Raw genomic sequence first — 26,408 nt, forward strand, 5'->3', positions numbered from 1 at the left:
ACCCATTCCCACCCCGACACGGAAGTCCTTCCCGCAGAAGAGCGCCACCACCACGCCCTGGAGCAACAGCTCGGTTCCCGCGAAGACGCCTGCCGCGCAGCAGCCGGCCCACGGAATGTCCCCCAGCTCCCTCCGGACCGCGGCCGCGAAGCATTCCGCGTCGTACTGGTCCGTGCACAGGACGAGGGCGAAGGTGGGGGCCTCTGCTCCTCGCAGCGCCTGTTGGCACGCTTCGCGAGAGGCAGCTTCGCAATCCGGCGAGCTGCTCTTTCCAGTCTGGATCCGCATGGACTCCAGAATCGATATGCACTGAGGGACGCGCTCGCAGGAGTCGACGGCTTCGTTCGCGCCTCGCCCACCAGGATGGCAGCGCCTGTTCGCCCCTTCCGCCTATGCTCGCGGCACCAGGAGAAGCTGCCAATGGCGCTGGAGCTGCGAATCGCCTCGTACAACATCCTCGCGGACGCCTACGTCAAGCCCGAGTGGTTCCCGCACACGCCCGCGGACCTCCTCCGTCCGCGGGGGCGCCAGGAGGCGTTGGCCCGCCGGATCGCGGGGCTGGACGCGGACATCGTCTGCCTGCAGGAGGTGGAGCCCGACTGCTTCGCCGCGCTCCAGCAGGCGATGGAGGCGCGCGGGTACTCGGGCGTACTGGCCCTGAAGCAACAGGGCCGGCCTGATGGCTGCGCGGTGTTCCACCGGCTGGAGCGTTGCCTCGGCCACCGGGCCCATTACTTCAGGGACCGGCTGGAGGACGGGCGCATTTCGGGGCACCTGGCGCTGGTCGTGGACTTCGATGTCGGAGGGGACCGGCTGCGCGTGGCGTGCACGCACCTGCGCTGGGACCGGCCGGACAGGCCCCTGGAGCAACACCAGGGGATGCAGGAGGCGACCGAGCTGCTCGAGGAGTTCGTCCGGGGGGACCCGGAGGCCCTGTGGGTCGTGTGCGGCGACTTCAACGCACAGCCCGGGGAACCACTGGTCCGAGCGTTCGCGGCGGCCGGGCTGCTCGACGCCTATGAGGGGCGGCACCAGCCGACCTGCAACGCGAACGACAGGGCCAAGGCGATCGACTTCATCTTCCACTCCCGCGCGCTGCGGGCGCAGCCGGACCGGTTGCCGGAGCTGGATGACCGTACGCCCATGCCGTCGGTAACCGAGCCCTCGGATCACCTGCCGATCGCCGCGCGGCTGCTGCGCCCCTGAACCGCCGCCTCTGCTTGCCTGGGCGATGGTGGCCAGGCGTGAAGGGGTACACCCGTACGAGCGCATAAAGGCTTGGCGGCCGGATATATCAGCCTGATATATCGCCGTGGAGGAGGTTGCCATGGCGAGGGAGAGCACCTGTCGGTTCGCCATCCTGGGGATGCTGTGCCGGGAGCCGATGAGCGGATACGACCTGCGAAGCGCCATCGAGCGGTCCGTGGGGCACTTCTGGCAGGAGAGCTACGGCAACCTGTACCCGACGCTGAAGCAGATGGCGCAGGAGCACCTGGTCGAGCTCGAACCGGAGGAGCCCTCGCGGGGCGGACGGGTCCGGAAGGCGTACCGGGTGACGGAGGCGGGGCGGACGGCGCTCGCGCAATGGCTGAGGCGGCCGGTGCTCCCCCACGTCGAGCGCAACGAGCTGTTGCTCAAGCTCTTCTTCGGGGCCCAGGTGGGACCCACGGACTCCCTGGCCCAGGTGGAGCGCAGCCGCTCCGAAGCGGAGGGACTGCTGGCGGCGCTTCGCCTCATTGACGAGAACGTCCGCCACTCCCGGGGAGACGACCCGGAGCGGCCCTACTGGCATCTGTCCATTCGCGCGGGGCTGCTCGGGCTGGAGGCGCACCTGCGCTGGTGTGACGAGGCGCGAGAGGCGCTCCAGCGGATGGAGCGGACACCCGGTTCGACGAAGAAGAGGAAGGCGAAATGAGCGGTCATCCGGATGAAGGAGCGCGGCGTCTGCCCATGTTCATGCCGTGGCTCGCCCTGGGCGTGGGCAGCGGACTGTTGCTGTTGCTGAACACGGAGTGGGCCGTGCTGCCCGGCTGGTGGATGGGCGCCCTGTTCCTCTACTTCTCCCGGCGGCAGCGCCCCGTGGTGGGCTTCGTGGGGCTCCTGGTGGCCAACACCGTCGCCGCTGGCGTGGCGAACCTGGGGGTGTTCCCGGGCTCCGCCGAGAGCGCCTTTGGCATGGCCCTGGGGGGCGCCGTCGTCGTCGCGGGGGGATACCTGGCGGACCGGCTCATCGTGGGGCCGCGGGGCTCCTTCGCGGGGACGCTCTTCCTGCCGGCGGCGATGACGGGGGTGGAGTACTTCAGCAGCCTGGGCAACCCGTTCGGCACCTGGGGCGTGCTGGCCTACACCCAGGCCCGGGTGCCGGTGCTGGTGCAGCTCGTGTCGGTGACGGGGTTGTGGGGCCTGACGTTCGTCCTGGTGTGGTTCGCCACCGTGGCCAACTGGGCCCTCGAGCACCGGGAGGCGGGGCGTCGCGTCCTGCCCGGGGTGGCGGTGTACGCGGCCGCGCTGGCGGCCATCCTCGGCTTCGGCGCGCTGCGGCTCGCGGGCGCGGGGAGCGTGGGCAAGCCCGTCCAGGTGGCGGGCATCACCGTGGCGGGGGAGCTGGCCACGGGCCGCGAGGCCGGGTTGTCCCGGCTCATGAAGGGCGAGGCCTTTGGCGATGAGGACTGGCGCGCCTTCGCCGAGGCCTCGCGCGGGGTGAACGAGGAGCTGCTGCGCCTGTCGGAGCGGGAGGCCGCGAGCGGGGCGAAGCTCCTCCTCTGGTCCGAGGGGAACGCGGTGGTGCTGGCCGGGGAGCTGGAGGCGCTCGTCGCGCGGGGGAGCGCGCTGGCGCGCGAGCGGGGCGTGTGGCTGGGCATGTCGGTGGCGAGCTTCACGCCCGAGGTGGAGCGGCTGCTGCGCAACGAGCTCATCCTGGTGGGGCCGGACGGCGCGGTGGCGTGGCGCTACGTGAAGTCCCGGCCGGTGCCAGGGTGGGAGGCGGAGCACTCCCTTCCGGGCAGCCCGGAGCCGGCGGTGGGCCCGGCCTCCGGCGTGGGAATCCTGGGGGGCGCCATCTGCTTTGACGGAGACTTCCCGGGGGTGTTCGCCAGCGCCTCGGAGCGCGGGCTTGAGCTGCTCCTGCTGCCGTCGAGCGACTGGGAGGGCATCAGCCCGCTGCACACGCGGCAGGCGGTGTTCCGCGCGGTGGAGCAAGGCTTCAGCATGGTGCGCCAGGTCAACCAGGGGCTCTCCGTGGCGGTGGACGGCTACGGGCGTGTGTATGGCGAATTGGATCACTTCACAGCGCAGGAGCGGGTGCTGCGCGCGGAGCTGCCGGTGGGGCGGGTGTCCACGCTCTATGCGCGCATCGGAGACGCGGTGGGTGTGCTCTCCGGACTGGCGGCGCTGGGATGGGTGCTTCAGGCCTCCCTTCGCGGGCTCGTCGCGCGGCGGCGAAGCGCCGCCACGGAGCCAACAGGACCGACACCCCACACTCCTGCCACGCCCTGAAGTCACGGTCCCCTCGCACCGGCTGGCGGAACATCCCCTGCCCCGACCCGGTAGGATTCGGGCCTTGGAGCCTGGATGTGTTTCAGGACGAAGAGGGGAACATGCAATCGCGGATGAAGTCGTGGGGAGGGATGCGGGGGGGCCTGTCGTTGGTGGTGGCCCTGCTGCTGACGGGCTGTGGATCCTCCGAAAGCCCGTCGGGCCCCGTGCCGGATGCCGGCACGCAGGTGGATGCCGGCACGCAGGTGGATGCCGGCACGGATGCGGGCGTCGCGAACGACGCGGGAACGGCTGACAGCGGCGTGGCGGAAGGCCCGCCCTGCGAAAAGACCCAGGGCGTGTGCGCGGGGGCGAAGCGGGCGTGGGTGGATGGCGCCTACGAGCCTGTCTGCACAGCGCGCTCCTATGGCGCGGCCTACGAGGCGTCGGAGGCGCGCTGCGATGGATTGGACAACGACTGTGACGGGGTGACGGACCCGACGACGCGGGCGGATGCCGCGCCGATGCAGTGGGCTCCTTCCGAAAGCTGGGTGGACAGCCTGCCCGTGGAAGGGGGCTTCCTGCTGGTCTCCTCCGACGGCCTGGCGGCCCTCCAGCTCCTCCGGTTCGACACGGCCCTGACGCTGCGGAGCACGGTGAACCTGCCGCTGGCGCCTGCTCCCCTTCGCGTGACCGGGGCCCGGTTGGTGCGCACCGCGCGCGGGCCGGCGCTCTTCTTCATCGCGCTGTATTCCCAGCCGGACGACCTCGTCCAGGGGCGCCTCGTGCAACTCGATGAGCTGGGCGCGCCCGTCGCCTCCCCCGAGGGCGTCGTCCTCTTCGAAGGGCCCCAGACCTGGGCGTCGGGGCACGTGGCCGCATCCATGGAGGGTGAGCGGCTCGCGGTGGTCTGGACCTGGGGTCTCGCGGGTGCCCGCGAAGTGCAGGGCATGACCGTGGACGCCGCCGGTCAGGTCCTGTCAGCCCCCCGCGTGGTGCACCGGTCGGACTCCCTCAACCTCTCTGGTGCGGAGGTGCTGGCCCTGGAGGATGGAGGCTTCCTGGTGAAGGCCCTCGAGAACACTGACTCGTTCGATGACACGCGCGTCTGGCTGCGGCGTCATGACCGCGACCTCCTCGCCGTGGGGGATGAGCGGATCCTCACCGTGAAGTATGGGGCCCTTCCCCAACTGCTGCTGACGGCCCCCGAGGAAGAGGGCGGCGTGCGAGCGCCGACGCTGCTCTACCGTGAGCCGAATGGATTCAATCCCCGGCTGCTGCAGGTGCGGTCCCTCTTCAACGAGGGCACGCCCGAGACGCTGACCGCCACGACGCAGAGCCAGACCCCCCTGTTTGGCGCCACGATGACCTCACGGGGGCTCCAACTGGCCTGGCTCTCCATGCTCTCCGTCCCTGGCTCCGGCCAGGATGCCTCGTTCGCCTGGGAGGGCCGGCTCTGGGGCCGGAGCCCGTCAGGTGTCGTGACGGATTGGACTCCCGGCACCAATCCCATCCCCCTCCACGTCACCGCGTCCTGGGTGCGGCTGCATGAGCTGCCGGGGCATCAGTTGGGAGCGCTCATGATGACCGCCACGGACAACCCCAGGACCTACACCCTGCGGTCCCTCCGTTACTGCGCCCCGTGATGCTCGGTGGGCGCGATTCACGCCAGCGCCACCACGGAGGACCTGATGCGGCTGGCGGACGCGATTGCCGTCGCCAACGAAGCCCACCACGGCACCCTGCTCGCGGAGAGCCAACCCGGGCAGGGTGCGACGTTCATTGTGGAGTTGCCTGCTTCTTGAGCACACCCAAGAAGCAACACGGGTCCTCAGTAGACGCCATCATCCGGGGCCTTGCCGTCCACATCCGGAACGATAACCGAGAACTTGACCTGCTCCGGAGTGCAGCACTCCTCGAACGACCAGCAATAAAAACAGTCGCCGATGCGCCCTTCCTTGCGAACATACGCGGCGAGTTCGTCTCCATTGCCGAAGACCCTGCGCGCGGGCGCCCTCGATCCTCGATAGAAGTAGTGTGCAACAATCAGATCCGACGCACTGTCGATGAATCGCGACCAGTCTTCCAGGTCGGATTCTTTCAAGATTCTCAGTTCGACCATGCCATGCCTCCCGGGTCCAGGGGGTTCAGCAGAATCTTCCAATTGAATTTCCAGGCAACCTTCGCAGCAATCGCGGCAACGCCCTGCCCCATGTTCGTGTCCGCAAACACCGCCTTCTCCTTGTTCGAAGGAGCGTATGCGTATCGGCGGGATGGAGACCCTGTGGCGGGTGAGGGCTGGAGCGGAGGAGTGCGTCATGCCCGCGAGCCGATGCGCTTGCGCAGTCGCTCGGCGGCGAAGTCCAGGAAGGCCGCCGCCGCCCGACGCTGGGGGCCCGGCAGGTGGACGAGGTGCACCGGAACAGGCTCCGACTCGAACGGCTCAAGCACCACGCGCAGCCGCTTGTCCGCGAGCAGCGAGTCCACCTGATAGGAGAGGACCCGCACGAGCCCCACGCCGGCCAGCGCGGCTTCGATGGCCGCCTGGGCCGTGTTGACGATCAGCCGTGGATGCACGGCGACGCCTCGCTCCCGCCTTCCGCCGCTCGGGAAGGACCACCGGTCCGCGATGGGGGTCGTGGTCGTGAACGCGATGCAGGCGTGGCGGGCCAGCGCCTCCGGCTCCTTCGGCACGCCCGCGCGTTTCAAGTACGCCGGACTCGCGCAGAGGATGGACCGCACGTGGCCGACCCCGCGGGCCCGCAGAGCCGAGTCGGAGAGCGCGCCGATGCGCACGCCCAGGTCCATGCCCTCCTCCGCCAGTGACACCACGCGATCGAGCAGGGTGAGTCGCAGGTCCAGTTGGGGATGGGCCTCCAGGAACTCCGCCACCACGGGCACGAGGTGGAGCTGGCCGAACAGCACCGACGCCGTCACGGACAGCGTGCCGCGCAGCTCGGCCCGGGCGTCCGAGGGCGCTTCGAGGAGATCGAACTCCGCCAGCGCCCGGCGGCTGCGTTCAAGGTAGCGCTCCCCTTCCCCCGTGAGCGAGACGGACCGGGTGGTCCGGTTCAGCAGGCGCGTGCCCAGCCGCTTCTCCAGCGCGGCGACGGCGCGGGTGACGCTCTGCGGGGAACGTGAGTGGGCGCGCGCCGCCTCGATGAAGCTTCCCAGGCTCGCGACGGACACGAAGAGGCGCCACTCCCCGACTCGATCCATTGTTCCACCTCCTGGAATACTGTTACCACGGATGCGCCATTGTTGACGGAGTGGGAGGTCCGTACCTTGGGTTTACGGTCGCAGTGCTGGCGGCCGCCACCCCACCGCCGGAAACCTGGAGGTTCTTGTCCATGAAACCCATCTCAAGTGATGTGGCCTTCTCCCCGGCGGTGAAGCAGGTGCAGGGCGAGCGCGGCTCCAGGGCGGCGTATGCCCGGATGGAGCGCGCCGGGGGCTTCGAGACCGAGGTGACGGAGAGCCTGCGCGAGTTCCTGGCGCAGGTGGACACGGGGTTCCTGGCCACCGCGAGCGCGGATGGACAGCCCTACGTCCAGCATCGAGGAGGCCTCCGAGGCTTCATCCAGGCGCTCGATGATCACACGCTCGGGTTCGTCGATTTCGTGGGCAACCGCCAGTACGTCTCGACGGGCAACCTGTCGGAGAACAATCGGGTCTGCCTCTTCCTCATGGACTACGCGCACCAGCGCCGCGTCAAGGTCTGGGGCACGGCGCGCGCCGTCCCCGCGACGGACGCACTGCTGGCCCGGTTCACCCCCACGGAGCCCCGGGCGCGCCCCGAACAGATCATCCTCATCACGGTGAGCGCCTGGGACGTGAACTGCCCGAAGCACATTCCCCAGAAGCTCGATGCCTCCGAGGTGGCCCAGGCGCTTCAGCGACTGGAGAAGCGCATCGCGGGGCTGGAAGCCGAGAACCGCGACCTCAAGGCGACGCTCCAACTCCGCGATGCAAAGCCAGGGGTTGGACCCGGATAGAGGTTGTCGGTGCTGCGCGGATGGAACTCGTCGAAGGTGTTGAAGGACGCCACCTCCTGGGGACTCTCGGGGGTGCGTATCAGCGGGATGGAGACCCGTGAGCGACCTCAGGGAGCGACATCGCCCTCCCATCGCTCGGTGATCCGGTACTCCTGCCGGTAGGCCTTGCCTTCACGCTCGAACTCCTCGACGGCACGCAGGCCGTCGTCGGAGATGACGAGGCGATACCCCGTGTCACCCTCGGGCGTGCGGGCGTTGTCCCGCATGCTGTAGACGCCAGCGGGGAGCTTGAAGAACTTGCGGGGTTCGCGATCCGGGCAGCAGGCCGTCAGGAAGGCCGAACCCAGGCCGCTTGTCAGCAGGCCCGCGAGGACGATGCCGAGCTTCTTCATGGCTGCCTCTGGAGGCGCAGCTGCCGGTAGAGCTCGGCGGTGCCGCGGAGGGGCTTCGCCTCGAAGACCGTGGCCGCCATGGCCTCGCCGGCCGTCCCGTCCTCGGGGCGCACGGCTCGCACGGCGTAGATTTCCTTCTCCGGTCCCAGGCCTTCCTCCGGGATGATGGACACGCCGTCCGCGGTGGCGGAGACGAGCTGGAGCCGGAAGCCCTCGGCTTCGTCAACCAGCGGATCACACACTCCGCCCTGGAGCTTCGCGCCCGCGAACAATGGCCAGCCGAGCGCGAGCCCTGCGCTGAAGAGCGCCGCGCTGAGGAGTCTCGAACGTTGCAAGGAGTTGATGGACATGGAGCGGGAGCCTCGCCCAATCCGACTCCGGTCCGCCAGGGGGCGTATCGGCGGGATAAAGACCCTGTGGCGGGCGAGGGCTGGAGCGGAGGAGCCCAGGAGTGCCGCTGACGGGGGCCACCGGAGCCGTGAGCCGGGCGGGTGGAGAAGCCGCTTGTTCTTCCGGGACATGGGGCAGAGCCGTGTCGGCGCGCGAGTCTTCCTCGCCCAGACCCGCACGCCGCAGGGCCTCGGAGCCTGCGTGGTGCTCAAGCGCAGCCGAGGCGACAGCTTCCCTGACACAGGGGGCGCTTCCCTTTTTCCTACCCGTACTTCTCGCTCATGTGCGTCCACGAACGCATGGCCAGTTCGCGCAGCACCTTCTGATCCACGTCGGCGAGTTTGTTGATGTAGAGGCAGCTCTTTCCGTTCTTGTACCTACCCAGCTTTTTCATCAGCGGATCGGACGCGAGGAAATCCGGCACGATGTAGAGCACGGTCGCGCCCTTGCGTGGGCTGAAGCCGATCTTCGGCCAATCCGCCTCGCCCATCGTGTTCGTGTATTTGTACGAGCCATAGCCGATGATCGACGGCCCCCACATCGCGGGTTTCTCGCCGGTGACCTCGCGCAGCATCTTGTCGATCGCTTTGGCGTCTGCGCGCTTGGCGTTGTCATCGACGGCGGCGATGAACTCGGCGACTGAGGCCTTGTTCTTCTGCGTTTTGACTGGCGCCTTCTTGGCTGCGACTTTCTTGGCCATGAGCGTTCCTCCTGACTCGGGCGCCTCACGCTAGGCAATCGCGCGCGGGAGCGGAAGCGTCAGGCGCGCGCCGCACCGGTCCGGTCGATCTGAATCCCGCTCCAGCCGCGGCTCCCGGTTCTCCTTGCGCAGCCGGGAGAGCTCCTCGCGCTCCACCGTCGTCAGCGCTCCAGGCCTGCCCCCGCACCGGTCCGTCTTCGTCTGCTCGACCCACAGCCGCAGTGCTGACTCCATCAGGTCCAAATCTCGGGCGGCCTGGGGGAGTCACTTGAGTCACTTCTTCGCTTTGAACAGCTTGCCCTGGCGCCACGCCGCGAAGAGCGCCTCCTCGGAGTAGACGGCCCGGGCGTTGAACTTGAGTTCCACCTGGCCACCCGCCTCGGCCACCGCGGCGGCGATGGCCTCCGCCTCCGCGCGGTCCATGGGCGACTTCCGCATCGTCCCTAGAGTCCTGCGCATCGTCTCCGGGAACTCGAGCCAGAGCGGCGGCGGCTTCTGGTCCAGGTACGGTGCCGGGAACCCGGTGATGGCCGCAATGCGGGCCAGCACCTCCGGGCTCCGGCCCCCCGTGTCAGTGAGGGTCACCTCCACGGACTCGTCCTTGCCCAGGGCCCCCGCGGTCAGCGCCTTCTTCAGCGAAGCCAGGACCCCCTTGCCTTGACCCTGCCGGAACGTCTCCATCGGGTAGTGGTGCTCCACGTCGAACGACTGGGCGCGCACGTCGTGTTCGTCCTCGATGAGCAGCCGGGCCTTCAACCGCCCACCGACGACCAGCGAGTTGTCGTTGTAGTGGCCGACGACCACGTCGCCCCCGTCCAGATGGCCCCCCACGCGAACATCGCCGCTGGTCCGAAGCGCGCCCACCGCGGCATTCCCCAGGACGATGACGCTGGAGTCGGGCCCTCTGTCCGTGAGTAGCCCCGTCACCTCCAGGTTGCCGAGGACCACCAGTGTGCCCGCCACGTCGATGGCCCCTGCGACCTTCAAGTCCCCGGGGACGAAGACGCTGTGACCCACCTCCACGCCAGAGGTCCGCTCCGTGGGCGGGGCGGTCCCCACGCACCGCGCGGCGACCTGGGCCAGCGCATGGAGCCGCCAGGGCGTGGCGCCGGCCCTTCGCATCTCGGAGAAGAGCTCCGCGTAGGTGCCCACCGCAGGCTCTCGCCATGGCGTCAGCCCATCCGTGTTCTCATCTTCGAAGAGTTCGCCCGGAACGAACTGGGGAAGCAGCTCATCGAAAGCGGTCTTGAAGGACGACAGATTGATTCGCATATCACCACCCACCTTACAGCACGTCCGTACGCCCTGGGCGAAGGCGTGGATGGCGACCTTCCACCCCTCCGCGCTCCTGCGCATGCCGGACGAGCGGGCGCCGGCCCAGGCGCGCGTCCACTTCGAGGAGGACCTGCGCCGGGTGGCGGACACGCTGCGCGCGCTCGGGTGAAGGCGCGGGTTGCACGGCGCGCGCCGGCAGCTTGGGGTGCCGCTGGCGATACCGCCCCGGTTCACGCCAGGGGCCGCAGATCGGGCTCAACGAACCGGGCCCGCGCTTCGGCGCTGAAGAGAACCTCGCCAGAGTAATAGTCGCCGAGGAGGTCCTTGCGACGGAATCGTGGGTGGTGCTCGAGGAACGACGTGAAGTCGCGGCACGGCTCCACTGCCGCCCGCTCACCCACGAGCCGCGCCCACGCGACCGTCACGGTCTCGTGGAATTTCTCCGGAACTCCGAGCCGATGGGTCAGGAGCCTCAGTCCAGTACGCGTGAGCTCGACGGCGGTGTCCCTGTCGGTCGCGCGGGTGTGAAGGTAGACCACCCGCACGTGGTCGAGATGCGGGAACTCGCTCAGCTCGCCTCGTGAGAATCGTTCGAGAAAAGTCTTGTCATCCATGGTCATCCCTCCGCTATGTACTACGAAAACGTAGTACGAAAACGTAGTACGAAAACGTAGGAAATGAAAGAAGGGGGAGTCCAGGAGGAGACCGTCGCGGGAGGTTCAGGAGATTCCGCTGAGCCGTTTCATGAATGCGTTGTGGCCACGGACCGCATCGGGTCCTACCTCCGCGAGCTTCCTGTCGACTCGCGCGAAAGCGGCCTCGGCTTCTTTACACAGGGCAGCGCCACTGTCGGTGATCGAGACGAGCCAGGAGCGTCCGTCTGCGGGGTTGCGGGCGCGTTGCACGTAGCCCTGCTGCTCCAACCGCGACACCAGGCTGGTCGAAGTGGACGCTCCGATGTGCAGCGCCGACATGACTCCGGTCATCGTCAGGGAGCCAGCCGCGAGCGTGGTCAACAGGACGGCTTCTCCGGCACCGAGGCCCGTGGCTGCGAGCTCGGCGTCCAACAACCTCGCGACCTTGTGCCCGCCAACGAGCAGTCCCGCGGTCAATCCCGCCATCGACCTCCCCGTCGCCCTCGATGCAGCCACCGTTCGTCCACCTCCGTCGGACTTCCACCTTACCGTGTGGCCCCGGAACGAACACCTACAAGGTGCTCCAGTCCCTGCGGGCCGGGCGAACCTCGGTGTTGCATGAAACCTCCGGGAAAAGGCAGCGCGGCGGCCCATCCGTGGGGCCAACCAGGCTGCCTTCATGATCGCATCAGCCGAGCAGAAGGCCTGCACTGTCACCGTCGTCTGGTTGATGACCACGTTGCGCGGGCAGACCTGGTCGTTGCACCGAGGGTTCTGCTTGCCGGAGAGCAGGCTCGCGGTGGCGAAGCGCTCCCCGGTCATGCGGTGGATGTCGTTCGTTCCATCCAGGCGGATGGGGGACTGAACACCTTGTCGAACGACCCGTGGATCGTGTTCTCGCGTACTCCTTGCCGTCAATGCGCACCGTGGCAATGCACCGCACTCGCCTGGCGCTTCCCCCCGGGGAGCCCGCGAGGAGCACGGCAAGAATTGCCGTTCACAGCAGACCCTGCCAGCAGCGAAGTCTGGGCCGAGCGCCGGTCATGCCCGGCGCTCGGCGAGCGTTGCGACAGCGTTCAGGGCGTGTACAGCTCCGCCGTTGCCAGCCGGAAGCCGGTGTTCCCCCCTCCCCCTGCGATGAGGACCTGCCCATTGGGCAAAAGCGTCGCGGTATGGTCCGAGCGCGGTCCGACCAGGGAGCCGGCGGGGCTCCAGGTACCCGTGGCCGGGTCGTACAATTGCGGCATCTGATCCGACGCGACGAGCACCTTGCCATCGGGCAGCAGCGTCGCCGTGTGGAGGGCACGAGTTTCGGCCATGGAGCCGACGGGGCTCCAGGTGCCCGTCGCCGGGTCGTACACCTCCGCCGTCGCGAGGGAGGAGACGAAGATGTCCACTCCTCCCGTGACGAGCACCTTGCCATCGGGCAGCAGTGTCGCCGTGTGGAAGGCGCGAACTTCGGTCATGGAGCCCGTGGGGCTCCAGGTGCCCGTGGCCGGGTCGTACACCTCCGCCGTCGCCTGAGTGGGGGGACCGAGTCCCCCTGCGACGAGGACCTTGCCATTGGACAGCAGCGTCGCCGTGTGGGCCCAACGACTTGCAGCCATGGAGCCAGTCGGGCTCCAGGTCCCCGTGGCCGGGTCGTACACCTCCACCCTCAAGGGCCCGCCGATGTCGCTGATGCCCCCCGTGACGAGCACCGTGCCATTGGGAAGCAGCGTCGCCGTATGGTTGGAGCGACGATCCTCCATGGAGCCGGTGGGGCTCCAGGTCCCCGTGGCAGGGTCGTACACCTCCGCCGTCGCGAGAAAGACATTGGAATTGAGTCCCCCTACGACAAGCACCTTGCCATCGGGTAGCAGCGTCGCCGTGGGCTGCGAACGCGCTTCAGCCATGGAGCCCGTCGAGCTCCAGGTCCCCGTGGCCGGGTCGTATACCTCCGCCGTCGCGAGAGCTTCGCCATCCGCTCTATCTCCCCCCATGACGAGCACCTTGCCGTTGGGCAGCAGCGCTGCCTTATGGCTGGAGCGAGGCCCCTCCATGGAGCCAGTCAAGGCCCAACTCCCCCCTGTACAGGCCGGCAGCCCCGTCACGGTGAAGGTGCGGGTGGCTGTCAGTTGGAAGGCATTGGTGACGGTGGCGGTGATGGAAGGGGGCGCGCTGGCACAGGACGGAGCCATCCAGGTGATGCGGCTGTGGGAGGCGTCGCTGGCCGGCGTGCCCAGCGAACCGGTGTTGGCCTCCCAGGAGAACGTGAGGGCGGAACCTTCCGGATCGCTGGCCACCACCTCGTAGGTGAGCTCCTGGCCCGGGGAGGCCGTGTCCGAGGAGCGGTAGGAGCGGATGATGACGGGGTTGAAGTGTTGGGCCGGGGGCGTGTTGCTGACGCACAGCGCGACGGTGCCGGTGTTCTGTCCGCCGCGCCCATCGGTGACCGTGACGGTCAGACGGCAGTTGTTACAGGTACCGGCGGGCAGGACCGACGGCGTGAAGTGAGCAGCACTGGAGGAGGCCTGGGCCCAGTTGCCGGCACAAGAGGCGCTCCAGGCGTAGGAGAGGCTGTCACCGTCCGGGTCGGAAGCCGAGGCGGAGACAGACGTCGTCTGCCCGACGGCCAGGAACGTGGGGCTGGCACTGAGAGCGGCCACCACGGGGAAACTGTTGAAGGAGATGGACAGGTCCGCATCTCCCTCGCCGCCAGCCGTGACGTTGACAGCCAGCACGACGCTGGAGGACAGGCCGCGCGAGTCCGTCACGGTCAGGCTCAGGGTCGCAATGCCCGTGGAGGCAGGCGCGGTCCATGACGTGGCGGCAGCCGAGGGAGCGGAGAAGGAGCCCGCGGTCGCACTCCAGGCGTAGGAGAGGGTATCGCCGGGATTGGGATCATGTGCGGTGGCGGTCAGGGAGATGGAGCCACCTGCGGCCACGGAGGTGGAGGAGGCCACCAGGGAGTCAATGAGGGGAGCCTCGTTGTCGAAGGGAGGCGGAGGCTGGAGTTGCTGAAGGGTGATGGCGACCAGGGTGCTCTGGTTGGCGGTGATGGTGACTCCCGTGGCGGAACCTTCGAAGAGCAGGAGGCCGGAGGAGTCGAAGGCCTGGGCCAGAAAGGAGCGATTGGAGCCCGCGGGGATGTTGCCAATGAGGCCTCCCCACCCGCCGTTGGTCGCAGCCAGGTCCACGGTCACCGTGGGGATGTCCGCGGCGCTCGAGGTGACCGAGACGCGAGCGATGTTGGAGGCGAGGGTCTGGCTGACAGAGACCGCGAACCGGACCGAGCCGGGATCATTCGAGGAATCAGAGCAGCCCGCCAGCAGCGACACGGTGAGCGCGAGCATCAACGGAGTGAATGCTTTCTTCATGAGGCAGCCTTCCTCATTGACAATTCCTTGCAGCCAGATTGCTGAAGGACAATGATCTCCCTGCGACAGACATGGCGAGGAGTTTTGGCAATGGAAGGCGGCTCTGGACATTGTCCCAGTAGCTCATGCGCCGTTGCTCGTCAGACGAATGCGGACGCCTGCTTGGGTACTGTCAGGGGATGAGGAGTCCTGGAGGCGGGGGCGCCGGCGTGAAATGCTCTGGCGGAGGCCCGTGAGGCTGGAATCAGGGAGGCAGGGAAGATGGGCGTTGGAAAGCGGTCCGCTCTGGGTTCGGTGTTCATCGTGCTCCTGGGCGCGGTCGTTCCTGGGGCGAGCAGCGCCGCAGCTCCGGACGGTCTTGAGCTCATGCGCTTCAAGGCGAGCGAAAAGACCGAAGCGATGTTTGTCCTGCGCGCCTCCGGCTGCCGCAAGGCGGGCGACACCTGCCGGCTCGAACTCGAGCTGAGCGATGGGACGGACGGGACGCGCAAGGCGAGGCTGCCCGACGGCATGGCTCACGGGATCCGGAAGGAATCCCGAGGGGCCGCATCCTCCGGGACATGGACCTCGGGCGAGGAGGAGCGCAACGTCACGACCTCCGTCCAGCCGGTGCGGCTGGAGGCCGGGGAGTGGGGACTCCTCGTCACCCAGGAAAGCGGGTTCGAGCATGTCCATCGCCGGCACCGCCTCTACGCGCTCAAGGACGGCGGGGTGACGGAAGCCTGGAACGGGGATGAGAACTTCGCCGGTCCGGAGATGTCCCACGTCGGCCCGTACCCGCTGGCGCCGGGCTCACCGGTCGAGGGCTTCTACAGGGAGTATGCGTTTCTTTCCGCCGACAGGGAGAGCGGCGAGCCCGACCAGTGGAAGCTCGATGCCTACCGCTGGGATGCCGCGGGCCGCAAAGCGGTGAAGGAGCTTCGGCACCGGCCCGAGCGCCACGCGGCCATCATTGGAAGCTTCAAGACAGCCCAGGAGGCGATTGCGTACCGCGACGGCGCGCAGTTGGAGCAGGCCTGCGCGAGCAGTTTCCTGGTCCTCGAAACCAAGCCGTTCAAGCGCCTGACGCCGGGGCTGTTCATCGTGACGGGGATTCACTCGAAGAAGAATGCAGCCGAGGCCGCGCTGAAAAACGCGGGCGCCTGCAATCCAAGAGTCTCGGGTTACGTCAAGGCGCTCTGAGCACGAAAGGAAGCGCGAAGGTGCGTCAACCCTCCCCTACCCTGGATAAGCAGGCTAAGCTCAAAAAGCCTGTTTCAATCCAGGGAGCCGCATGCACACCCGAGCCCGTCCAGGGAACTTCATCCAACGCCTCGCCTCGTCCCCCTTGAAGCTGCTGTGGGGCCTCGTCGTCCTGACTGCCTGTGGAGGCCTGGAGCCGGAGGGCTCGGGGAGCCCCGACGGGGTGACCCAGGCAGAACAGGCCCTTGCGCCAGCCAACGTGCAGGCCTTCTACGCGGAAGCCCGGTGGGGCACCCGCTTTGGCGTCACGGGTCCCTATTACGGTCCCGCGGGCCACCGGGGGCTCGACCTCCCCGCGGGCGCGGGCCAGGCGATCCCCGCGCTCCGCTCGGGCATCGTCCGCCGCGTCCAGTACTCCTCCGTCGTGGGGCACACCATCGCAGTGGAGTCCGCCCCCGGTGACTTCTCCGGGTATGCCCACGTCATCCGGACGCGCTTCGCGGTGGGCGATTCCGTCCAGCAGGGAGACATCCTCGCCTATGTGGCGGGCTCCGGAGATGACCATGGCTCGGCGTGGAGCGGGTCCCACCTCCACATGACCCGGGGCACCACGGACCGCTGCGCGTTTGGCGAGAACGTCAGCGACCCCGCGCCGCTCATCCGCAACGTGCTCGGCACCGGCAGCGGCGGAGGTACTGGCAGCGGCGGAGGCTCCGGGGGAATCCAGGTCAGCATCGACGAGGGGAAGGTCCTCCAGCGCGTGGCCCAGCGCGGCGGCTACACGGGCGCGGTGGATGGCGTGCCCGGAGTCAACACGTGGAAGGGCGTCCAGACGGTCATCGCCGGCAAGGGCTTCTACTCCGGCCCCATCGACGGCCTGCCGGGTGAGAACACCTGGAAGGGAGTCCAGCGGCTCGCCCAGCTCGGCGGGTACACGGGCCCCGTGGATGGCTTCCCGGGTCCGTACACCTACGCGGGGCTCAACACCTGGCTGGCCCAGGGCCCCGGGACGCCTCCACCGTCGGGGATGAGCGGTGTGTATGGGATTGATGTCGGCACGACGCAGCGGGATCTGGATTTCAATGCCATCCGGAGCGCCGGCTACCAGTTCGCCATCGTCAAGGCCGGCGGCTCCAATGTCTCGCCCCTCTACGTCGCGCCCTACTACACCCAGCAGGTCGCCCGGGCTCGCGCGGCCGGGCTCCTGGTGGGGCATTACTGGATGGCGGGCTCGTACAACCCCGCCGGTGACGCCCAATACTTCGCGGACCACCTGTATGACCACCGCCCAGGCGACCTGCTGGTGCTCGACAACGAGGCCATCGACGACGGCATCTTCTGGAACGACTCCATGACCGCGAGCTTCATGCAGGCCATCAAGACGCGGCTGGGAAAAGCCCCGTTCCTGTACACGTACTCGAGCCTGCTCCAGGCCAACTCCTGGTCCCAGACCCGAGCCGTGGGCTCGAAGCTCTGGATTGCCCATTACACGGGCACGCCGGGCAACCCGTCCGTGGGGACGGCCTATCCGACGTGGGAGATCCACCAGTACACGTCGTCCGGAAACCAGAACGGGATTCCGCTCGACCTGAATGTCGCGAAGCTGTCCGCGTTCGCCGGACTGGCCCAGCCCCCGCTGGGCGTGACGCCGCCTCCGCCGACGGCCATCCCCGGAGGGAGCGTGGGCGGAGGTGCCCCCGTCATCACCGTCGCGCAGGGAATCATCCTGCAGAAGCTGGCGCGCCGGGGCGGCTACACCGGCCCCCTCGATGGCGCTCTGGGGGCGCAGAGCTGGATGGGCGTCCAGAAGGTCCTGCGCGAGCTGGGTTACTACGCGGGGCCCGCCGACGGCATCCCGGGCCTCAACACCTCCAAGGGATTGCAGTTGCTGGCCCAGGACGGTGGCTACACAGGCCCCATCGATGGCATCCCCGGGCCCAATACCTACAACGGTATCCAGGCGTACCTGGACGGGTCCTCCGGCCCCGTGCCGGCTGTCACCCAGGCCCAGGGCCTGACGCTGCAACGGATTGCCAGCGCGGGCGGATATACCGGCGCGGTGGATGGCGTTCCCGGGACGAGCACGTGGAAGGGCATCCAGCAGGTCCTCGGTGGCTATGGCTATTCAGGGCCCGTGGATGGCGTCATGGGCACCCTGTCGTACGCGGCGCTCCAACGCTTCGCCGCGAAGGGCGGCTACACGGGCCCCGCCGACGGTGCCATGGGCACCCAGTCCTGGAAGGGCGTGCAGACCGTGCTGCGGGGCTTCGGGTACACGGGCCCCCTTGACGGCGTCATGGGCTCCCAGTCGTACGCGGCGCTCCAGCGGGTGGCGCGCCTGGGCGGGTACATGGGCCCTTCCGATGGAGCCATGGGCGTGAACTCGTGGCGAGGCCTCCAGACCTTCCTGAGCGGCGCCGGGTACACGGGCCCCCTCGACGGAGTCCCCGGAACGAACACCTACAAGGTGCTCCAGTCCCTGGCGCACCGCGGTGGCTACTCCGGGCCGCTCGACGGCATCCCCGGCCCCAACACGTACGCGGGTCTGGCGAACCTCCTGGACTGACGCCACCGCTGCCCTCCCTCCATACGTGCGGGTCCTCCAGGCCCTCCAGGCGCGGATGGACCGGCGCCGGGAAGCACTGGAAGCGGGGAACGAACCCGTTCTGGAAGATGAAGCCGCTGCTGCGTAGCCGAGCAGGAACGCCTGGCGACCGAGACAGGCCGCCAGATGGCCGTGGGGACTGCCGGGGTCCCCACCCCACTTCGACGTAGACTTCCAGGGTCCACCGGACGATTGAACCTCCGGCAGGAGAAAACGCCCCCAGGAGTTTCGCCATGCCCGTCTTGAAGATGAACACCGCCTCCTCCCTGTTCGACCCGAAGGCGCCCACGGGTCCAGTGCTCGAGGGGATTTCGGGGCGGGCGAAGACGGTCAAGCCGCTGACGGAGCGCGCCTACGCGCAGATCGAGCAGGGGCTCAAGAGTCAGCTCGGCCGGAAGAGCGCACGGCAGGCGTTCTTCCAGGCGCAGTCCGGCACGGTGCCGGCTGTCGAGCCCAAGCTCGGCTTCCTCCTGGAGCGAGCGAAGATTCCCCGCGTGCTCGCGCAGAAGATGGCCGACCTGACCGAGGGCTACCACAAGCAGATGCTCGCGCTGATCGAAGCCACCGACACGGTCAACGACGAGGACACCGAACTCATGGCCCCGGAGATCCAGGGCCACTTCGAGAAGAGCCGCGTGACGGCGGAGCGCTTCCAGGAAGCGATGGAGGGCATCGAAGACGTCTACACACAGCTCCGCGCCGAAAGCAGTCAGGTGGTGCTCGAGGCCCTCAAGGCCATCAATGTCCTCTCGACGGACTCACCCACCAAATTGCAGCTCGCGGCCATGCTCTTCCAGAAGTACGGAATCGAGTACAGCTTCGACACCCAGTTCAACGGGACGCTGAACTTCACGAAGCTCACGCCCAGGCAGACGCTCCTTCCGCTCATGAAGGGCGCCAACGTCTACGACAACAAGCAGAAGACCTTCGAGTACCTGCTCAGCCACCAGACCAAGGTCAACAATTCCTCGGAGCGGCCCAACCAGGCGACGACGCCCGATGGCACGCTCATCGAGATGCTGCATCAGGTGCAGCCGAAGCACGAAACGAGCGTCTTCAGCGATCACGCGGGCTTCATCGCCAGGCTCTCACGCCCCAGCAAGGACAGCCCGTCGCTGTATGTCTATTACCATTCGCTCGAACACGGCCACCAGCACACCAACACGCGAACCGCCTGGAACTTCGGCTCGCAGCCCAGCCTGAACGTGTTCCTGCAGGGCGCCGGTGCCTTCAATCCAGAGCAGGCCAAGACCCTGGCGGTGCACGACCCTCGTTCGGCGTACGTGGACAACCTGAGGAACGGGCTGATTGACAAGCTGATCAAGATCACCCACGCGGAGCAGGCGAACCTGCTACTCATCGTCGGGGAATGCACGCTGTCCATCCATGAGCAACTGCTCGACCTGGTCCTCCAGTTCGAGATGCCCGGCGGTCAGCGGCAACGCTTCCCGCTGAGCAAGACCCATGTGCATGGCACGCCCACGCAGGCCCCTGGCTTCGACCTGAAGGTCATCAACGCCAGCAAGGCCGACGATACGAAGGGCAAGGGGAAGAGCTCCGACGGCCTGGGTGTGCACGCCTTCATGGGCTACCTGTTCCTCAACACCCAGGTCCCCAAGCCAGGCTTCGACCTGGAGCCGTGCCTGCTGACGCTCACGGATGGCACCCGCCAGAACATGCTCAGCCTCACCTACGGACCCAAGGACGAACGGCACGCCTTCGCGCACCTGCTGAACAAGAAGGAGAACGATCTGGCCAACGAACTGTCCAAGTGCGGTTACGTGAGCGTGGGCGGGGACCTGAACAACATCACCGTCGGCACCGATCTGGTCGAGTCCCTCAGCAACACCGGCACGAACATCAGCATGGGGAGCAACTCCACCGCGAACGTCATCTACGACAAGATCACGATGCTGCCGTGACCTGCCGTGGGCAAGCCCAGGTGCTCCAGAGTCACCGTCGAACGTCCTCCTCCGCTTGCACTCCGTCTCAGTAGGCCAGCCACCGCGCGGAGGACACCTTGTCCCCGAAGCTCCAGTGGTTCAGGTTGACCTCGTGGAGCATGCCGTCGCCCACCAGGTCCTTGTAGCTGCCCTGATGGTTGGAGTCGTTGTAGAGCCGCACGCGATGGCCCGGCGGGATGCACCAACGGACCGCGGAGGCCTTGTCGTTGAACTTGTCCACGTCGTTGAAGCGGGCCCAGTTCTTCAACCCCTGGTCCTCGTAGTCGAAGATGACGCCCCGGTCGCTGAAGTCGGAGTCGTCGTAGAAGTCCACGTAGGCGCGCTGGAGGTCGGCGCGGCAGAAGGGGTCCGCCCAGACGCTGCGGAACTCCACCATCTTCACCGTCGAGCCAGGGCCGTCATCCGCGTGCTCGGTGGCGTAGAGGATGAGGCTGCGGTCGGGCCCCACGAAGAGGCCGGCGGCCGCGTCCAGGTTGCACTGCCGCGACCCGTCATTGCTGCAGTACAGGTGCTTGGACGCGACGTGTTCGATGCGCATGTGGCCGTCGAGCTTCACCCGATACAGGTGGGCGTAGTCGTCGCTCACCGCGCCCCAGCGCAGCCCGCCCAGCCGCGTGCCCACCAGGTAGAGCTGTGAGTCATTGCAATCCGTCACGAAGTTGAGGTTCTGGAACGCGCCCCACTCCCCCTGCCCCAGCTCCGCCTTCTCCCAGAAGTCCACGCGCTGCCACTGATTGCTCGCGGAGCGGATGTTGGTTTCCGAGGAGCGGAAGACCTCCAGCGCCTCCGCATCCTCCTGCCCGAGCAGCAGCAGGGAATGCCCGTCCGACAGCTTCGTCAGCGACGCCGTGCCCGCGTTCGACGTGAGGCCCTGGATGTAGGCATGGGGGCTCGGGTTCAGGCCCGGGTTGTAGTCATAGAGCGCGACGCGGCCCAGGCCCGGCCCTTCCTCCAGGGGCAGGGCGAGGACGTTGCCCACCGCCTGCATGCCGCCGCCGTGGCGGTAGCCGCCTGGCACCGGCAGCGCCGCCACCGCGACGTCCCCAACCGGAGGCGCGGTGTCCTCGGGCTGCTGGGTGGAGACCGCCAGCCGGTTGGAGCGGAAGCGCCGCCCCTCCCCGTTGCGGCTCTCCATCCGCACCAGGTGCCCCACGTTCCCCAAGGCCGCGTCATCCCGCTTGGACACGACGAGGTAGCGGCCGGAGCCCAACGTCAGGCGCTGGATGCCTTGCCAGTGGTTGCCGCCCGGGTAGGCCACGTTGAGGTTGAACGGCCCGGGGTGGAAGCCCAGCGCCTCGCCGTGGTCCCGCAGCTCCTGGAAGCGGAGCGGCACGTCCGGGCTGCACAGGTTGCAGTCCGGGCTTCCCCAGGTGCAGGTGGTATCCCCTCCAAGCCCGACGCTCAGGGAGGACGCCGCGCCACGGACAGCCACGTCAGGGCTGGGGGCCTCTGGTTCGCAACCAGCGAGCGTCAGCAACCCCGCCAATGACAAGACCACGGTGGGCAGGCGACGACGAGGAATGTGGGACATGGGATCTCCTATGGCTTCTCTGGCGACTACTTCAGAAGGGGCGGCAGCGGTGACGGGCGCGGGGCTCCGCCATAGGTTCGTCCGAGTCGGAGGAACCAGCAACGCCACAGTTGACCGAGCACGGTGGCCACGTGGGCTTCGTCACACTGGAGCCCTGCCCATTCATCACCTCCCGACCCGAGCACTAGGCAGGATGGGCACCTGCGCGTTAGCATCGCGAGCACGTCAATCTTCAGCTCCCAAGCCAATGGGCGAACACCTGGAGGCCTCTTGTGGCGCAGCTTCCGCTTCCTCCTGAGCAGCAAGAGAAAAAGCGACAGAGCGTCCTCAAGGATTACATCTGGCTGCGGCATGAAAGCCATAAGGTCGATCCAAAGCGCGCCAAGCCGCCCAGGGAAGACACCAGGACGACCGAAGACAAGGAGCCACACCTCGACGCTCAGGCCCTCATCAAGGGGAACCTGGCCAAGGGCGTGCATTCCTACGCGTTCATCAAGGGCAAGAAGGTCTCCCGCGCGGAAGGAAAGGAGTACTACGCCTGGAACGCATGGAATTTCCTCGGCTCGCTTTCCAGAGGTGACGTCCGCGACATCTACCGTGGGGCGCCATGCGCCTGGTATGACTTCTACCAGCCCGACTAAAAGCCGAACTTCCACCAAGCCTTTCCCATCAAATCGCTCGGCGGCTACCGCAGTATCGGGAGCTACGAGGAGCTGAAGGAGTTCGTCGCCTACTACAAGAGCCTGCCCAACCGGAGCGTCGAGGAGAACGCACAGCTCCAGTATGCCGCCATCTGCCGGGGCAAGGTGGGCATGTCGCTCAATCCCAGCGTCACCGCATCGGTCGTTGGCTGCTCGTTTCCCTACAAATGGCAGGCCCACCACATCCTGCCCATGAACTGCTTTTACACATACCTCCAGGACTGGCACGTCCGGGTCATCCTCTCCTCGAACTACGACATCAACGCCGGCTCGAACATCATCTTCCTGCCGGAGAAGCCCGATGGGATGCTGCACCACAAGCTCCCGTTCCACCGCAGCTCGCATGCCGACTACGACATCCGACTCAAGGGCGACTTCCAGAAGTTCCAGGATCTGCTGAATGAGAAGAAGGAAGATGACGAGCCCCACGAGGCCATCGCCGAGAACGCCGAAGCAACGCTCCGCGAAATGGAAACCGAAGCATTCCAATACCTGTCGCGCTCTTTTGGAATGCGCAAGCTGACCTAGCCCTGCCGCTGCTTCTCCCTCCCATGGCCAACTCCGTCATCGTCCGAGACACCCGCTTCCAAGATTCCGCCATCCTCTCGGACCACCCTTCCGAGCTGAGTGACAAGGCATTCCGGTTCCGCCGCGGGGTTCCCCTGAAGGATTGGGTGCCCGTGAACGCCCCGTATCCCATGTCCCCGCAGTGGCCGGACCGCCGGGCGCTCTACGACTTCCAGAGCAACACGCTCAGCCTGCTCATCATCTCCCGGCGGTGCAGGGACGTGCTCGAATCAGGCCACCATGCCAACATTGAGTTCCTCCCCGTCACCCTCCTCGACCATCGCGGGAAGGTCGCGAGCCCCAGTTACTTCATCGCGAACATCCAGGGTGCCGTCGACTGCATGGACCTGGAGAGATCCATCTTCAGGCCGGAGCCGCTCAAGCCCTCGACCTTCGCCAGTTGCAGTCGGCTCGTGCTCCGCGACGACCGGATTCCCGAAGACGTTGAGCTCTTCCGACTGAGCAACGGCCCGACAACCTACATTCTCAAGCAATCGCTCAAGGAGCGCCTCGAAGCAGCGGGCATCCAAGGAGCGGCCTTCATCCCCGAGCACGAATACAACTCGGCGCTCTACTGACCATGGCGCATCATCTCCACGCGAGCATCGCCAGGTATGAGCTCCAGCAACTGCTCCAGGGCTTCCAACCGACGTGTGACTTCCGGGAGCGTCTGCGTGTGTACCGAGCCTTCTGCCAGTCGCTGGAGACGCTCGCGTTCTGCGCACTGCTGGGGCGGGCAGACACCCTGGGCTTCTCGCGGGGTTTGATGCGGGCGGCGCTCCACTGGAAGGCGCTGCTGGAACATGCTCGCGACCATGAGCCCGGCGCCAGGGTGCCTGCCTCTTGGAATGGCCCCCTGCTGGGAGCCATCTGCTGTGGCCCCCGAAGCTTCGCCTGTGAGCTGGCGGCACTCTCGGCGCGAGCACCCACTCCGCCCGAATACGACGACGAGTTCCTCTCCGCCCTACTCCTCCAGCAGTACCTGCGTGCTCGCTTCGTCGCGGGAGGCGAACCCGCGGACCTGGAGGTCCTTTGTGAGCGCATGGAAGACTACCTCGGGAGGCAGACGCCTCGGGCCGAGGTCTACCGGGCGGTGTCGCGCAGGGATGGGCGCCTGTTCTCGGAGGCCTTCCAGGCGTGGAACGAGGAGGTTGTGAGGGAGCTGAGAATTCGCGCGGAGGCTCCAGGCGCCCCTCCCGCGCTGGCGGTGGGAAGGTACATCTGGCTGGAAGGGATGGCCGTGCTGAAGCTGGCCGAAGAGGAAGGGCTTTGGGTTCCCGACCAGATCTACCGGCTGATTCCGCCGCTCGCGCGCAGTGCCCCAACCCTCGCACCCAGCGCGGTCTCCCTCCTGCTGGGGCACCCCGTGAATGAGCAGGAACTCATCCTGCCCTGAATGAGGCCCTCTCCATGTCCACCAACGCGCTGGTCATCACCGGCATCGGAATGGCTTCGTCCCTGGGCCCTGCCATCGGCGCTTGCGCCGCCGCGCGTGCGGGTGTCACCCGGACGGCCCCCCTCGACCTCGTGGTGGGAGGGCCGGACACCGAGGTCCCGCTGCCCGTGACCGGGCATCCCTGTCCGTGGGTAGAAGGGTTCACGGGGGTGGGGCGGCTCGTGGCCCTGCTCAACCTGGCCATCGAGGACCTCGTCGGAGGCACGTCCTTGCCTCCGGGCCAACTGCCGCTGCTGTTGGAGGCTCCGCCCGTGGAGGAGCGGCCGGGTCTGCAGGAGCAGTTGGACGAGGAGTGGGAGAAGGTGCCGGGAGACCTGGAGGGCCGCCTGGGGGAGGGCCTCTCACTGACCCAGGGGAGCTCGGGGCGCGGCTGGGCGCTCCAGGTCACCCAGCGAGGTCATGCGGGAGGATTGGCCTTGCTCAGCGCGGCGCAGGAACTGCTCCGCTCGGGCCGGCATGAAGCCTGTGTCATTGGCGGAGTGGACAGCCTCATGGACCTGCTGACCCAGGAGTGGCTCTACGCAACCCGGCAACTGAAGCACCCCAACCACCCGGTGGGACTGATGCCGGGGGAAGGCGCCGCCGTGGTGCTCATCGAGCGGGCCGCCCATGCGCGGAAGCGTGGCGCCAGGGTGCTGGCGGAGGTGGGCCCTGTATCGCTTCAGGATGAGGAATACAGCTTCTCCGATGAGGGCGTCATCCCTCATGGGCGCGCCCTGGCGAGCGCCATCCGGGACGTGGTGCGGGCCCCTCCTCTCCGTGCCCGGAATGTCAGCGTCATCCTCCATGACCTGAACGGTCAGGTCGTCCGCGCCATGGAGTGGGGCAACACGCTCATCCATCTCGCGGGGGAACTGGAGATGCTGCGAGAGACACGGCGCTGGATGCCTGCCGCGAGCTTCGGCGATGTGGGCTCCGCCTCGGGAGCCTTCTCATTGTGCATGGCGACCCAGGCCTTCGCGCGAGGGTATGCGCAAGGGACTGAAGTCCTGCTCTGCAACTCTTCCGAGAGCGGGCTCCGGAGTGCCGCCATCCTGGCGGAACCAAGAGACTGAGCGTCACCCTCTTCCGTGGCCCCCATGTGATGGGAGGGTGTTCGATGTCGCGCAGTCCGCGGCGCGTATCGCGAGGCACGCGCCGAGTCGGTTCTTCGAGCCCTCAAACCGGCGTCATGCCGTTCCCGGCTCCTCGCCGAAGAGCTGACCCGCCCCGGCCCAGTCGGACGGCTTGATGTCCTCGAAGAGGATGTAGATGTACTTCGGATCGGTCCCCGTATTCTTGACAATACTGTCGGTGATTTCGGTGGCGACGGCCTTCTTGGCCTTCGCATCCTTGCCTTCGAACCAACTGACACGAACAACAGGCATTGTGGAGCCATCTTCGGTGGGTGGGAGAAAACGCGTCTGCCTGAGCGAGTGGAGCGCAGGCTCGCCGAGGGACATCGGTCAGGGCGTCGATGCCGGCACGGATTGCAGCAACCGCCTCAGCATTCGGGCTTTTGCCGACGTCCAAGCGACGGGCACCCTGAGAGCCCCGGTTCGCATGCGCCACTGACGCGGGCGAGGTGTCAGCGGACGAGACGGAACCCGATGTCGGGCCCCAGCTTCTGCACGTAGCCGAGCAGGATGTTGAGATAGCCGAACGACTCAAGCCACCGAGCGTTGCGCAGCGGCCCTGCGTCGATGGCATCGAAGCCAAGGTCCCGTCCCAGGCCGAGAACGCGCTCCTTGGCGGAGGCATCATCGGCGGCGACGAGCAGGCTGAGCTTCTCGCCCTTCACGTGCCCCGTGTCCATGTGCTGCGCGAAGACCGTGTTGAAGGCCTTCACCGCGAGGAACACAACATCGGCCCAGGCAGCCGTCTGACGTACGCCTGCGGGGTCCTTCCCCACGGCCCTCACGTCGTGCCCGGCGCGTGCCAATCCGCGTTGCAGCGCGCCCCCCACGCTCCCCTTGCCGATGATTCCGATCTTCGCTGCCATGACCGTGCTCTCCTTGAAGAACTCCGGAGCGCAGCGCCCCGGGTCGCTCGGCAATATGTGCAACTCGCCCGTTGCGATAAACGCCATGAGCGTCAAAGCACTGTTGACGTTGCGTCATGAATGACCAGGGCCTACCCGTTCAACATCAAGCCGTGAAGTGAGCCGGCGCCCCCCAACGGCAGGCACCGCTGGGAAGTCCGG

At 67.3% G+C, this 26,408-nt stretch carries 28 protein-coding genes and 1 pseudogene; 15 read left to right on the forward strand and 14 right to left on the reverse strand.

The window, feature by feature from the left end:
• On the reverse strand, positions 1-288 hold a 288-nt coding region (locus D7V88_RS09885), incomplete at its 3' end, for an FIST N-terminal domain-containing protein (protein WP_279636010.1).
• 132 nt (positions 289-420) lie between these two features.
• On the opposite strand from D7V88_RS09885, the gene D7V88_RS09890 reads away from it, so the two are divergent.
• From D7V88_RS09890 to D7V88_RS44335, 5 genes are all read left to right on the forward strand, one after another.
• Positions 421-1,206 carry an endonuclease/exonuclease/phosphatase family protein gene (locus tag D7V88_RS09890; RefSeq protein ID WP_158625049.1) on the forward strand — a complete coding sequence of 262 codons (786 nt, stop codon included), beginning with the start codon at positions 421-423 and terminating at the stop codon, positions 1,204-1,206.
• Positions 1,207-1,327: 121 nt separating this feature from the next.
• On the forward strand, positions 1,328-1,915 hold the full coding sequence (locus tag D7V88_RS09895) for a PadR family transcriptional regulator (RefSeq protein ID WP_120540374.1): 588 nt from the start codon (positions 1,328-1,330) through the stop codon (positions 1,913-1,915).
• Positions 1,912-3,495, forward strand: a complete 1,584-nt coding sequence (locus D7V88_RS09900) for a nitrilase-related carbon-nitrogen hydrolase (protein ID WP_120540375.1) — start codon at positions 1,912-1,914, stop codon at positions 3,493-3,495. The genes D7V88_RS09895 and D7V88_RS09900 overlap by 4 nt, the downstream gene beginning before the upstream one ends.
• Positions 3,496-3,596: 101 nt before the next feature.
• A complete protein-coding gene (locus D7V88_RS42980) occupies positions 3,597-5,120 on the forward strand; it encodes a putative metal-binding motif-containing protein (protein ID WP_158625050.1) in 1,524 nt (507 codons plus the stop codon).
• 6 nt (positions 5,121-5,126) lie between these two features.
• Positions 5,127-5,279 (forward strand): ATP-binding protein, encoded by a 153-nt coding sequence (locus D7V88_RS44335; protein WP_244238079.1) that lies wholly within the window; start codon positions 5,127-5,129, stop codon positions 5,277-5,279.
• Positions 5,280-5,305: 26 nt separating this feature from the next.
• Here the strand turns inward: D7V88_RS44335 and D7V88_RS09915 are convergent, their stop codons facing one another.
• On the reverse strand, positions 5,306-5,596 hold the full coding sequence (locus D7V88_RS09915) for a hypothetical protein (protein WP_120540376.1): 291 nt from the start codon (positions 5,594-5,596) through the stop codon (positions 5,306-5,308).
• 194 nt (positions 5,597-5,790) lie between these two features.
• Complete coding sequence (locus D7V88_RS09920; RefSeq protein WP_120540377.1) at positions 5,791-6,693, reverse strand: LysR substrate-binding domain-containing protein; 903 nt, start codon at positions 6,691-6,693, stop codon at positions 5,791-5,793.
• 131 nt (positions 6,694-6,824) lie between these two features.
• Here D7V88_RS09920 and D7V88_RS09925 point away from each other — a divergent pair, with 131 nt between their 5' ends.
• Positions 6,825-7,469, forward strand: a complete 645-nt coding sequence (locus D7V88_RS09925; protein WP_120540378.1) for a pyridoxamine 5'-phosphate oxidase family protein — start codon at positions 6,825-6,827, stop codon at positions 7,467-7,469.
• 107 nt (positions 7,470-7,576) lie between these two features.
• On the opposite strand, the gene D7V88_RS09930 is transcribed toward D7V88_RS09925, so the two are convergent.
• The 5 genes and pseudogenes from D7V88_RS09930 to D7V88_RS09955 all read right to left on the reverse strand — a co-directional run bounded on the left by D7V88_RS09930 (position 7,577) and on the right by D7V88_RS09955 (position 10,223).
• Positions 7,577-7,861 carry a hypothetical protein gene (locus tag D7V88_RS09930; protein ID WP_120540379.1) on the reverse strand — a complete coding sequence of 95 codons (285 nt, stop codon included), beginning with the start codon at positions 7,859-7,861 and terminating at the stop codon, positions 7,577-7,579.
• Positions 7,858-8,211, reverse strand: a complete 354-nt coding sequence (locus D7V88_RS09935) for a hypothetical protein (RefSeq protein WP_120540380.1) — start codon at positions 8,209-8,211, stop codon at positions 7,858-7,860. The genes D7V88_RS09930 and D7V88_RS09935 overlap by 4 nt, the downstream gene beginning before the upstream one ends.
• Positions 8,212-8,513: 302 nt before the next feature.
• Complete coding sequence (locus tag D7V88_RS09945) at positions 8,514-8,951, reverse strand: DUF1801 domain-containing protein (RefSeq protein ID WP_120540382.1); 438 nt, start codon at positions 8,949-8,951, stop codon at positions 8,514-8,516.
• Between the two features lie 93 nt (positions 8,952-9,044).
• A pseudogene (locus tag D7V88_RS09950) lies at positions 9,045-9,209 on the reverse strand (transposase); the annotation flags it as partial.
• 15 nt (positions 9,210-9,224) lie between these two features.
• Positions 9,225-10,223 (reverse strand): hypothetical protein, encoded by a 999-nt coding sequence (locus D7V88_RS09955; RefSeq protein WP_120540384.1) that lies wholly within the window; start codon positions 10,221-10,223, stop codon positions 9,225-9,227.
• A gap of 49 nt (positions 10,224-10,272) precedes the next feature.
• Between D7V88_RS09955 and D7V88_RS45110 the strand changes: the two genes are divergently transcribed.
• On the forward strand, positions 10,273-10,395 hold the full coding sequence (locus tag D7V88_RS45110) for a hypothetical protein (RefSeq protein WP_279636011.1): 123 nt from the start codon (positions 10,273-10,275) through the stop codon (positions 10,393-10,395).
• A 61-nt stretch (positions 10,396-10,456) separates the two neighbouring features.
• Here D7V88_RS45110 and D7V88_RS09965 read toward each other — a convergent pair whose 3' ends face one another.
• The 3 genes from D7V88_RS09965 to D7V88_RS09975 all read right to left on the reverse strand — a co-directional run bounded on the left by D7V88_RS09965 (position 10,457) and on the right by D7V88_RS09975 (position 14,220).
• The gene (locus tag D7V88_RS09965; RefSeq protein WP_147448676.1) at positions 10,457-10,840 is read right to left on the reverse strand and encodes a hypothetical protein; all 384 of its coding nucleotides are present in this window, start codon (positions 10,838-10,840) and stop codon (positions 10,457-10,459) included.
• A gap of 105 nt (positions 10,841-10,945) precedes the next feature.
• Complete coding sequence (locus tag D7V88_RS42985) at positions 10,946-11,347, reverse strand: MarR family winged helix-turn-helix transcriptional regulator (RefSeq protein WP_158625051.1); 402 nt, start codon at positions 11,345-11,347, stop codon at positions 10,946-10,948.
• 590 nt (positions 11,348-11,937) lie between these two features.
• Positions 11,938-14,220: a Kelch repeat-containing protein gene (locus D7V88_RS09975; RefSeq protein ID WP_120540387.1), complete on the reverse strand. Its 2,283-nt coding sequence runs from the start codon at positions 14,218-14,220 to the stop codon at positions 11,938-11,940.
• Between the two features lie 261 nt (positions 14,221-14,481).
• On the opposite strand from D7V88_RS09975, the gene D7V88_RS09980 reads away from it, so the two are divergent.
• The 3 genes from D7V88_RS09980 (at position 14,482) to D7V88_RS09990 (ending at position 19,929) form a co-directional block, all read left to right on the forward strand.
• On the forward strand, positions 14,482-15,402 hold the full coding sequence (locus D7V88_RS09980; protein WP_120540388.1) for a hypothetical protein: 921 nt from the start codon (positions 14,482-14,484) through the stop codon (positions 15,400-15,402).
• 91 nt (positions 15,403-15,493) lie between these two features.
• Complete coding sequence (locus D7V88_RS09985) at positions 15,494-17,968, forward strand: GH25 family lysozyme (RefSeq protein WP_120540389.1); 2,475 nt, start codon at positions 15,494-15,496, stop codon at positions 17,966-17,968.
• Between the two features lie 272 nt (positions 17,969-18,240).
• Positions 18,241-19,929, forward strand: a complete 1,689-nt coding sequence (locus tag D7V88_RS09990; RefSeq protein WP_120540390.1) for a hypothetical protein — start codon at positions 18,241-18,243, stop codon at positions 19,927-19,929.
• 67 nt (positions 19,930-19,996) lie between these two features.
• Here the strand turns inward: D7V88_RS09990 and D7V88_RS09995 are convergent, their stop codons facing one another.
• Positions 19,997-21,502, reverse strand: coding sequence for a hypothetical protein (locus D7V88_RS09995; RefSeq protein ID WP_147448677.1), 1,506 nt, complete (start codon positions 21,500-21,502; stop codon positions 19,997-19,999).
• Between the two features lie 272 nt (positions 21,503-21,774).
• Between D7V88_RS09995 and D7V88_RS10000 the strand changes: the two genes are divergently transcribed.
• From D7V88_RS10000 to D7V88_RS10020, 5 genes are all read left to right on the forward strand, one after another.
• Positions 21,775-22,143 (forward strand): hypothetical protein, encoded by a 369-nt coding sequence (locus tag D7V88_RS10000; RefSeq protein WP_120540392.1) that lies wholly within the window; start codon positions 21,775-21,777, stop codon positions 22,141-22,143.
• Positions 22,144-22,314: 171 nt separating this feature from the next.
• Positions 22,315-22,731, forward strand: a complete 417-nt coding sequence (locus D7V88_RS10005) for an AHH domain-containing protein (RefSeq protein WP_120540393.1) — start codon at positions 22,315-22,317, stop codon at positions 22,729-22,731.
• A gap of 152 nt (positions 22,732-22,883) precedes the next feature.
• Positions 22,884-23,348, forward strand: a complete 465-nt coding sequence (locus D7V88_RS10010; protein ID WP_147448678.1) for an imm11 family protein — start codon at positions 22,884-22,886, stop codon at positions 23,346-23,348.
• 2 nt (positions 23,349-23,350) lie between these two features.
• Positions 23,351-24,166 (forward strand): hypothetical protein, encoded by an 816-nt coding sequence (locus D7V88_RS10015; RefSeq protein ID WP_120540395.1) that lies wholly within the window; start codon positions 23,351-23,353, stop codon positions 24,164-24,166.
• A gap of 14 nt (positions 24,167-24,180) precedes the next feature.
• Positions 24,181-25,281, forward strand: a complete 1,101-nt coding sequence (locus tag D7V88_RS10020) for a beta-ketoacyl synthase N-terminal-like domain-containing protein (protein ID WP_120540396.1) — start codon at positions 24,181-24,183, stop codon at positions 25,279-25,281.
• A 114-nt stretch (positions 25,282-25,395) separates the two neighbouring features.
• On the opposite strand, the gene D7V88_RS10025 is transcribed toward D7V88_RS10020, so the two are convergent.
• Positions 25,396-25,593, reverse strand: coding sequence for a tautomerase family protein (locus D7V88_RS10025; protein WP_158625052.1), 198 nt, complete (start codon positions 25,591-25,593; stop codon positions 25,396-25,398).
• Positions 25,594-25,793: 200 nt separating this feature from the next.
• Positions 25,794-26,207 carry an NADPH-dependent F420 reductase gene (locus D7V88_RS10030; protein WP_120540403.1) on the reverse strand — a complete coding sequence of 138 codons (414 nt, stop codon included), beginning with the start codon at positions 26,205-26,207 and terminating at the stop codon, positions 25,794-25,796.
• Positions 26,208-26,408: the final 201 nt, after the last annotated feature.

It is taken from the genome of Corallococcus terminator (assembly GCF_003611635.1).
GTDB classification, from domain to species: Bacteria; Myxococcota; Myxococcia; order Myxococcales; family Myxococcaceae; genus Corallococcus; species Corallococcus terminator.

What these genes read in the sequence shown, in the direction of transcription:
- D7V88_RS09890 (WP_158625049.1), top strand. Translation starts at nt 421, where the DNA reads ATGGCGCTGGAGCTGCGAATCGCCTCGTACAACATCCTCGCGGACGCC.
- D7V88_RS09895 (WP_120540374.1), top strand. Translation starts at nt 1,328, where the DNA reads ATGGCGAGGGAGAGCACCTGTCGGTTCGCCATCCTGGGGATGCTGTGC.
- D7V88_RS09900 (WP_120540375.1), top strand. Translation starts at nt 1,912, where the DNA reads ATGAGCGGTCATCCGGATGAAGGAGCGCGGCGTCTGCCCATGTTCATG.
- D7V88_RS42980 (WP_158625050.1), top strand. Translation starts at nt 3,597, where the DNA reads ATGCAATCGCGGATGAAGTCGTGGGGAGGGATGCGGGGGGGCCTGTCG.
- D7V88_RS09915 (WP_120540376.1), bottom strand. Translation starts at nt 5,596, where the DNA reads ATGGTCGAACTGAGAATCTTGAAAGAATCCGACCTGGAAGACTGGTCG.
- D7V88_RS09920 (WP_120540377.1), bottom strand. Translation starts at nt 6,693, where the DNA reads ATGGATCGAGTCGGGGAGTGGCGCCTCTTCGTGTCCGTCGCGAGCCTG.
- D7V88_RS09925 (WP_120540378.1), top strand. Translation starts at nt 6,825, where the DNA reads ATGAAACCCATCTCAAGTGATGTGGCCTTCTCCCCGGCGGTGAAGCAG.
- D7V88_RS09930 (WP_120540379.1), bottom strand. Translation starts at nt 7,861, where the DNA reads ATGAAGAAGCTCGGCATCGTCCTCGCGGGCCTGCTGACAAGCGGCCTG.
- D7V88_RS09935 (WP_120540380.1), bottom strand. Translation starts at nt 8,211, where the DNA reads ATGTCCATCAACTCCTTGCAACGTTCGAGACTCCTCAGCGCGGCGCTC.
- D7V88_RS09945 (WP_120540382.1), bottom strand. Translation starts at nt 8,951, where the DNA reads ATGGCCAAGAAAGTCGCAGCCAAGAAGGCGCCAGTCAAAACGCAGAAG.
- D7V88_RS09955 (WP_120540384.1), bottom strand. Translation starts at nt 10,223, where the DNA reads ATGCGAATCAATCTGTCGTCCTTCAAGACCGCTTTCGATGAGCTGCTT.
- D7V88_RS45110 (WP_279636011.1), top strand. Translation starts at nt 10,273, where the DNA reads ATGGCGACCTTCCACCCCTCCGCGCTCCTGCGCATGCCGGACGAGCGG.
- D7V88_RS09965 (WP_147448676.1), bottom strand. Translation starts at nt 10,840, where the DNA reads ATGGATGACAAGACTTTTCTCGAACGATTCTCACGAGGCGAGCTGAGC.
- D7V88_RS42985 (WP_158625051.1), bottom strand. Translation starts at nt 11,347, where the DNA reads ATGGCGGGATTGACCGCGGGACTGCTCGTTGGCGGGCACAAGGTCGCG.
- D7V88_RS09975 (WP_120540387.1), bottom strand. Translation starts at nt 14,220, where the DNA reads ATGAAGAAAGCATTCACTCCGTTGATGCTCGCGCTCACCGTGTCGCTG.
- D7V88_RS09980 (WP_120540388.1), top strand. Translation starts at nt 14,482, where the DNA reads ATGGGCGTTGGAAAGCGGTCCGCTCTGGGTTCGGTGTTCATCGTGCTC.
- D7V88_RS09985 (WP_120540389.1), top strand. Translation starts at nt 15,494, where the DNA reads ATGCACACCCGAGCCCGTCCAGGGAACTTCATCCAACGCCTCGCCTCG.
- D7V88_RS09990 (WP_120540390.1), top strand. Translation starts at nt 18,241, where the DNA reads ATGCCCGTCTTGAAGATGAACACCGCCTCCTCCCTGTTCGACCCGAAG.
- D7V88_RS09995 (WP_147448677.1), bottom strand. Translation starts at nt 21,502, where the DNA reads ATGTCCCACATTCCTCGTCGTCGCCTGCCCACCGTGGTCTTGTCATTG.
- D7V88_RS10005 (WP_120540393.1), top strand. Translation starts at nt 22,315, where the DNA reads ATGTCGCTCAATCCCAGCGTCACCGCATCGGTCGTTGGCTGCTCGTTT.
- D7V88_RS10015 (WP_120540395.1), top strand. Translation starts at nt 23,351, where the DNA reads ATGGCGCATCATCTCCACGCGAGCATCGCCAGGTATGAGCTCCAGCAA.
- D7V88_RS10020 (WP_120540396.1), top strand. Translation starts at nt 24,181, where the DNA reads ATGTCCACCAACGCGCTGGTCATCACCGGCATCGGAATGGCTTCGTCC.
- D7V88_RS10025 (WP_158625052.1), bottom strand. Translation starts at nt 25,593, where the DNA reads ATGCCTGTTGTTCGTGTCAGTTGGTTCGAAGGCAAGGATGCGAAGGCC.
- D7V88_RS10030 (WP_120540403.1), bottom strand. Translation starts at nt 26,207, where the DNA reads ATGGCAGCGAAGATCGGAATCATCGGCAAGGGGAGCGTGGGGGGCGCG.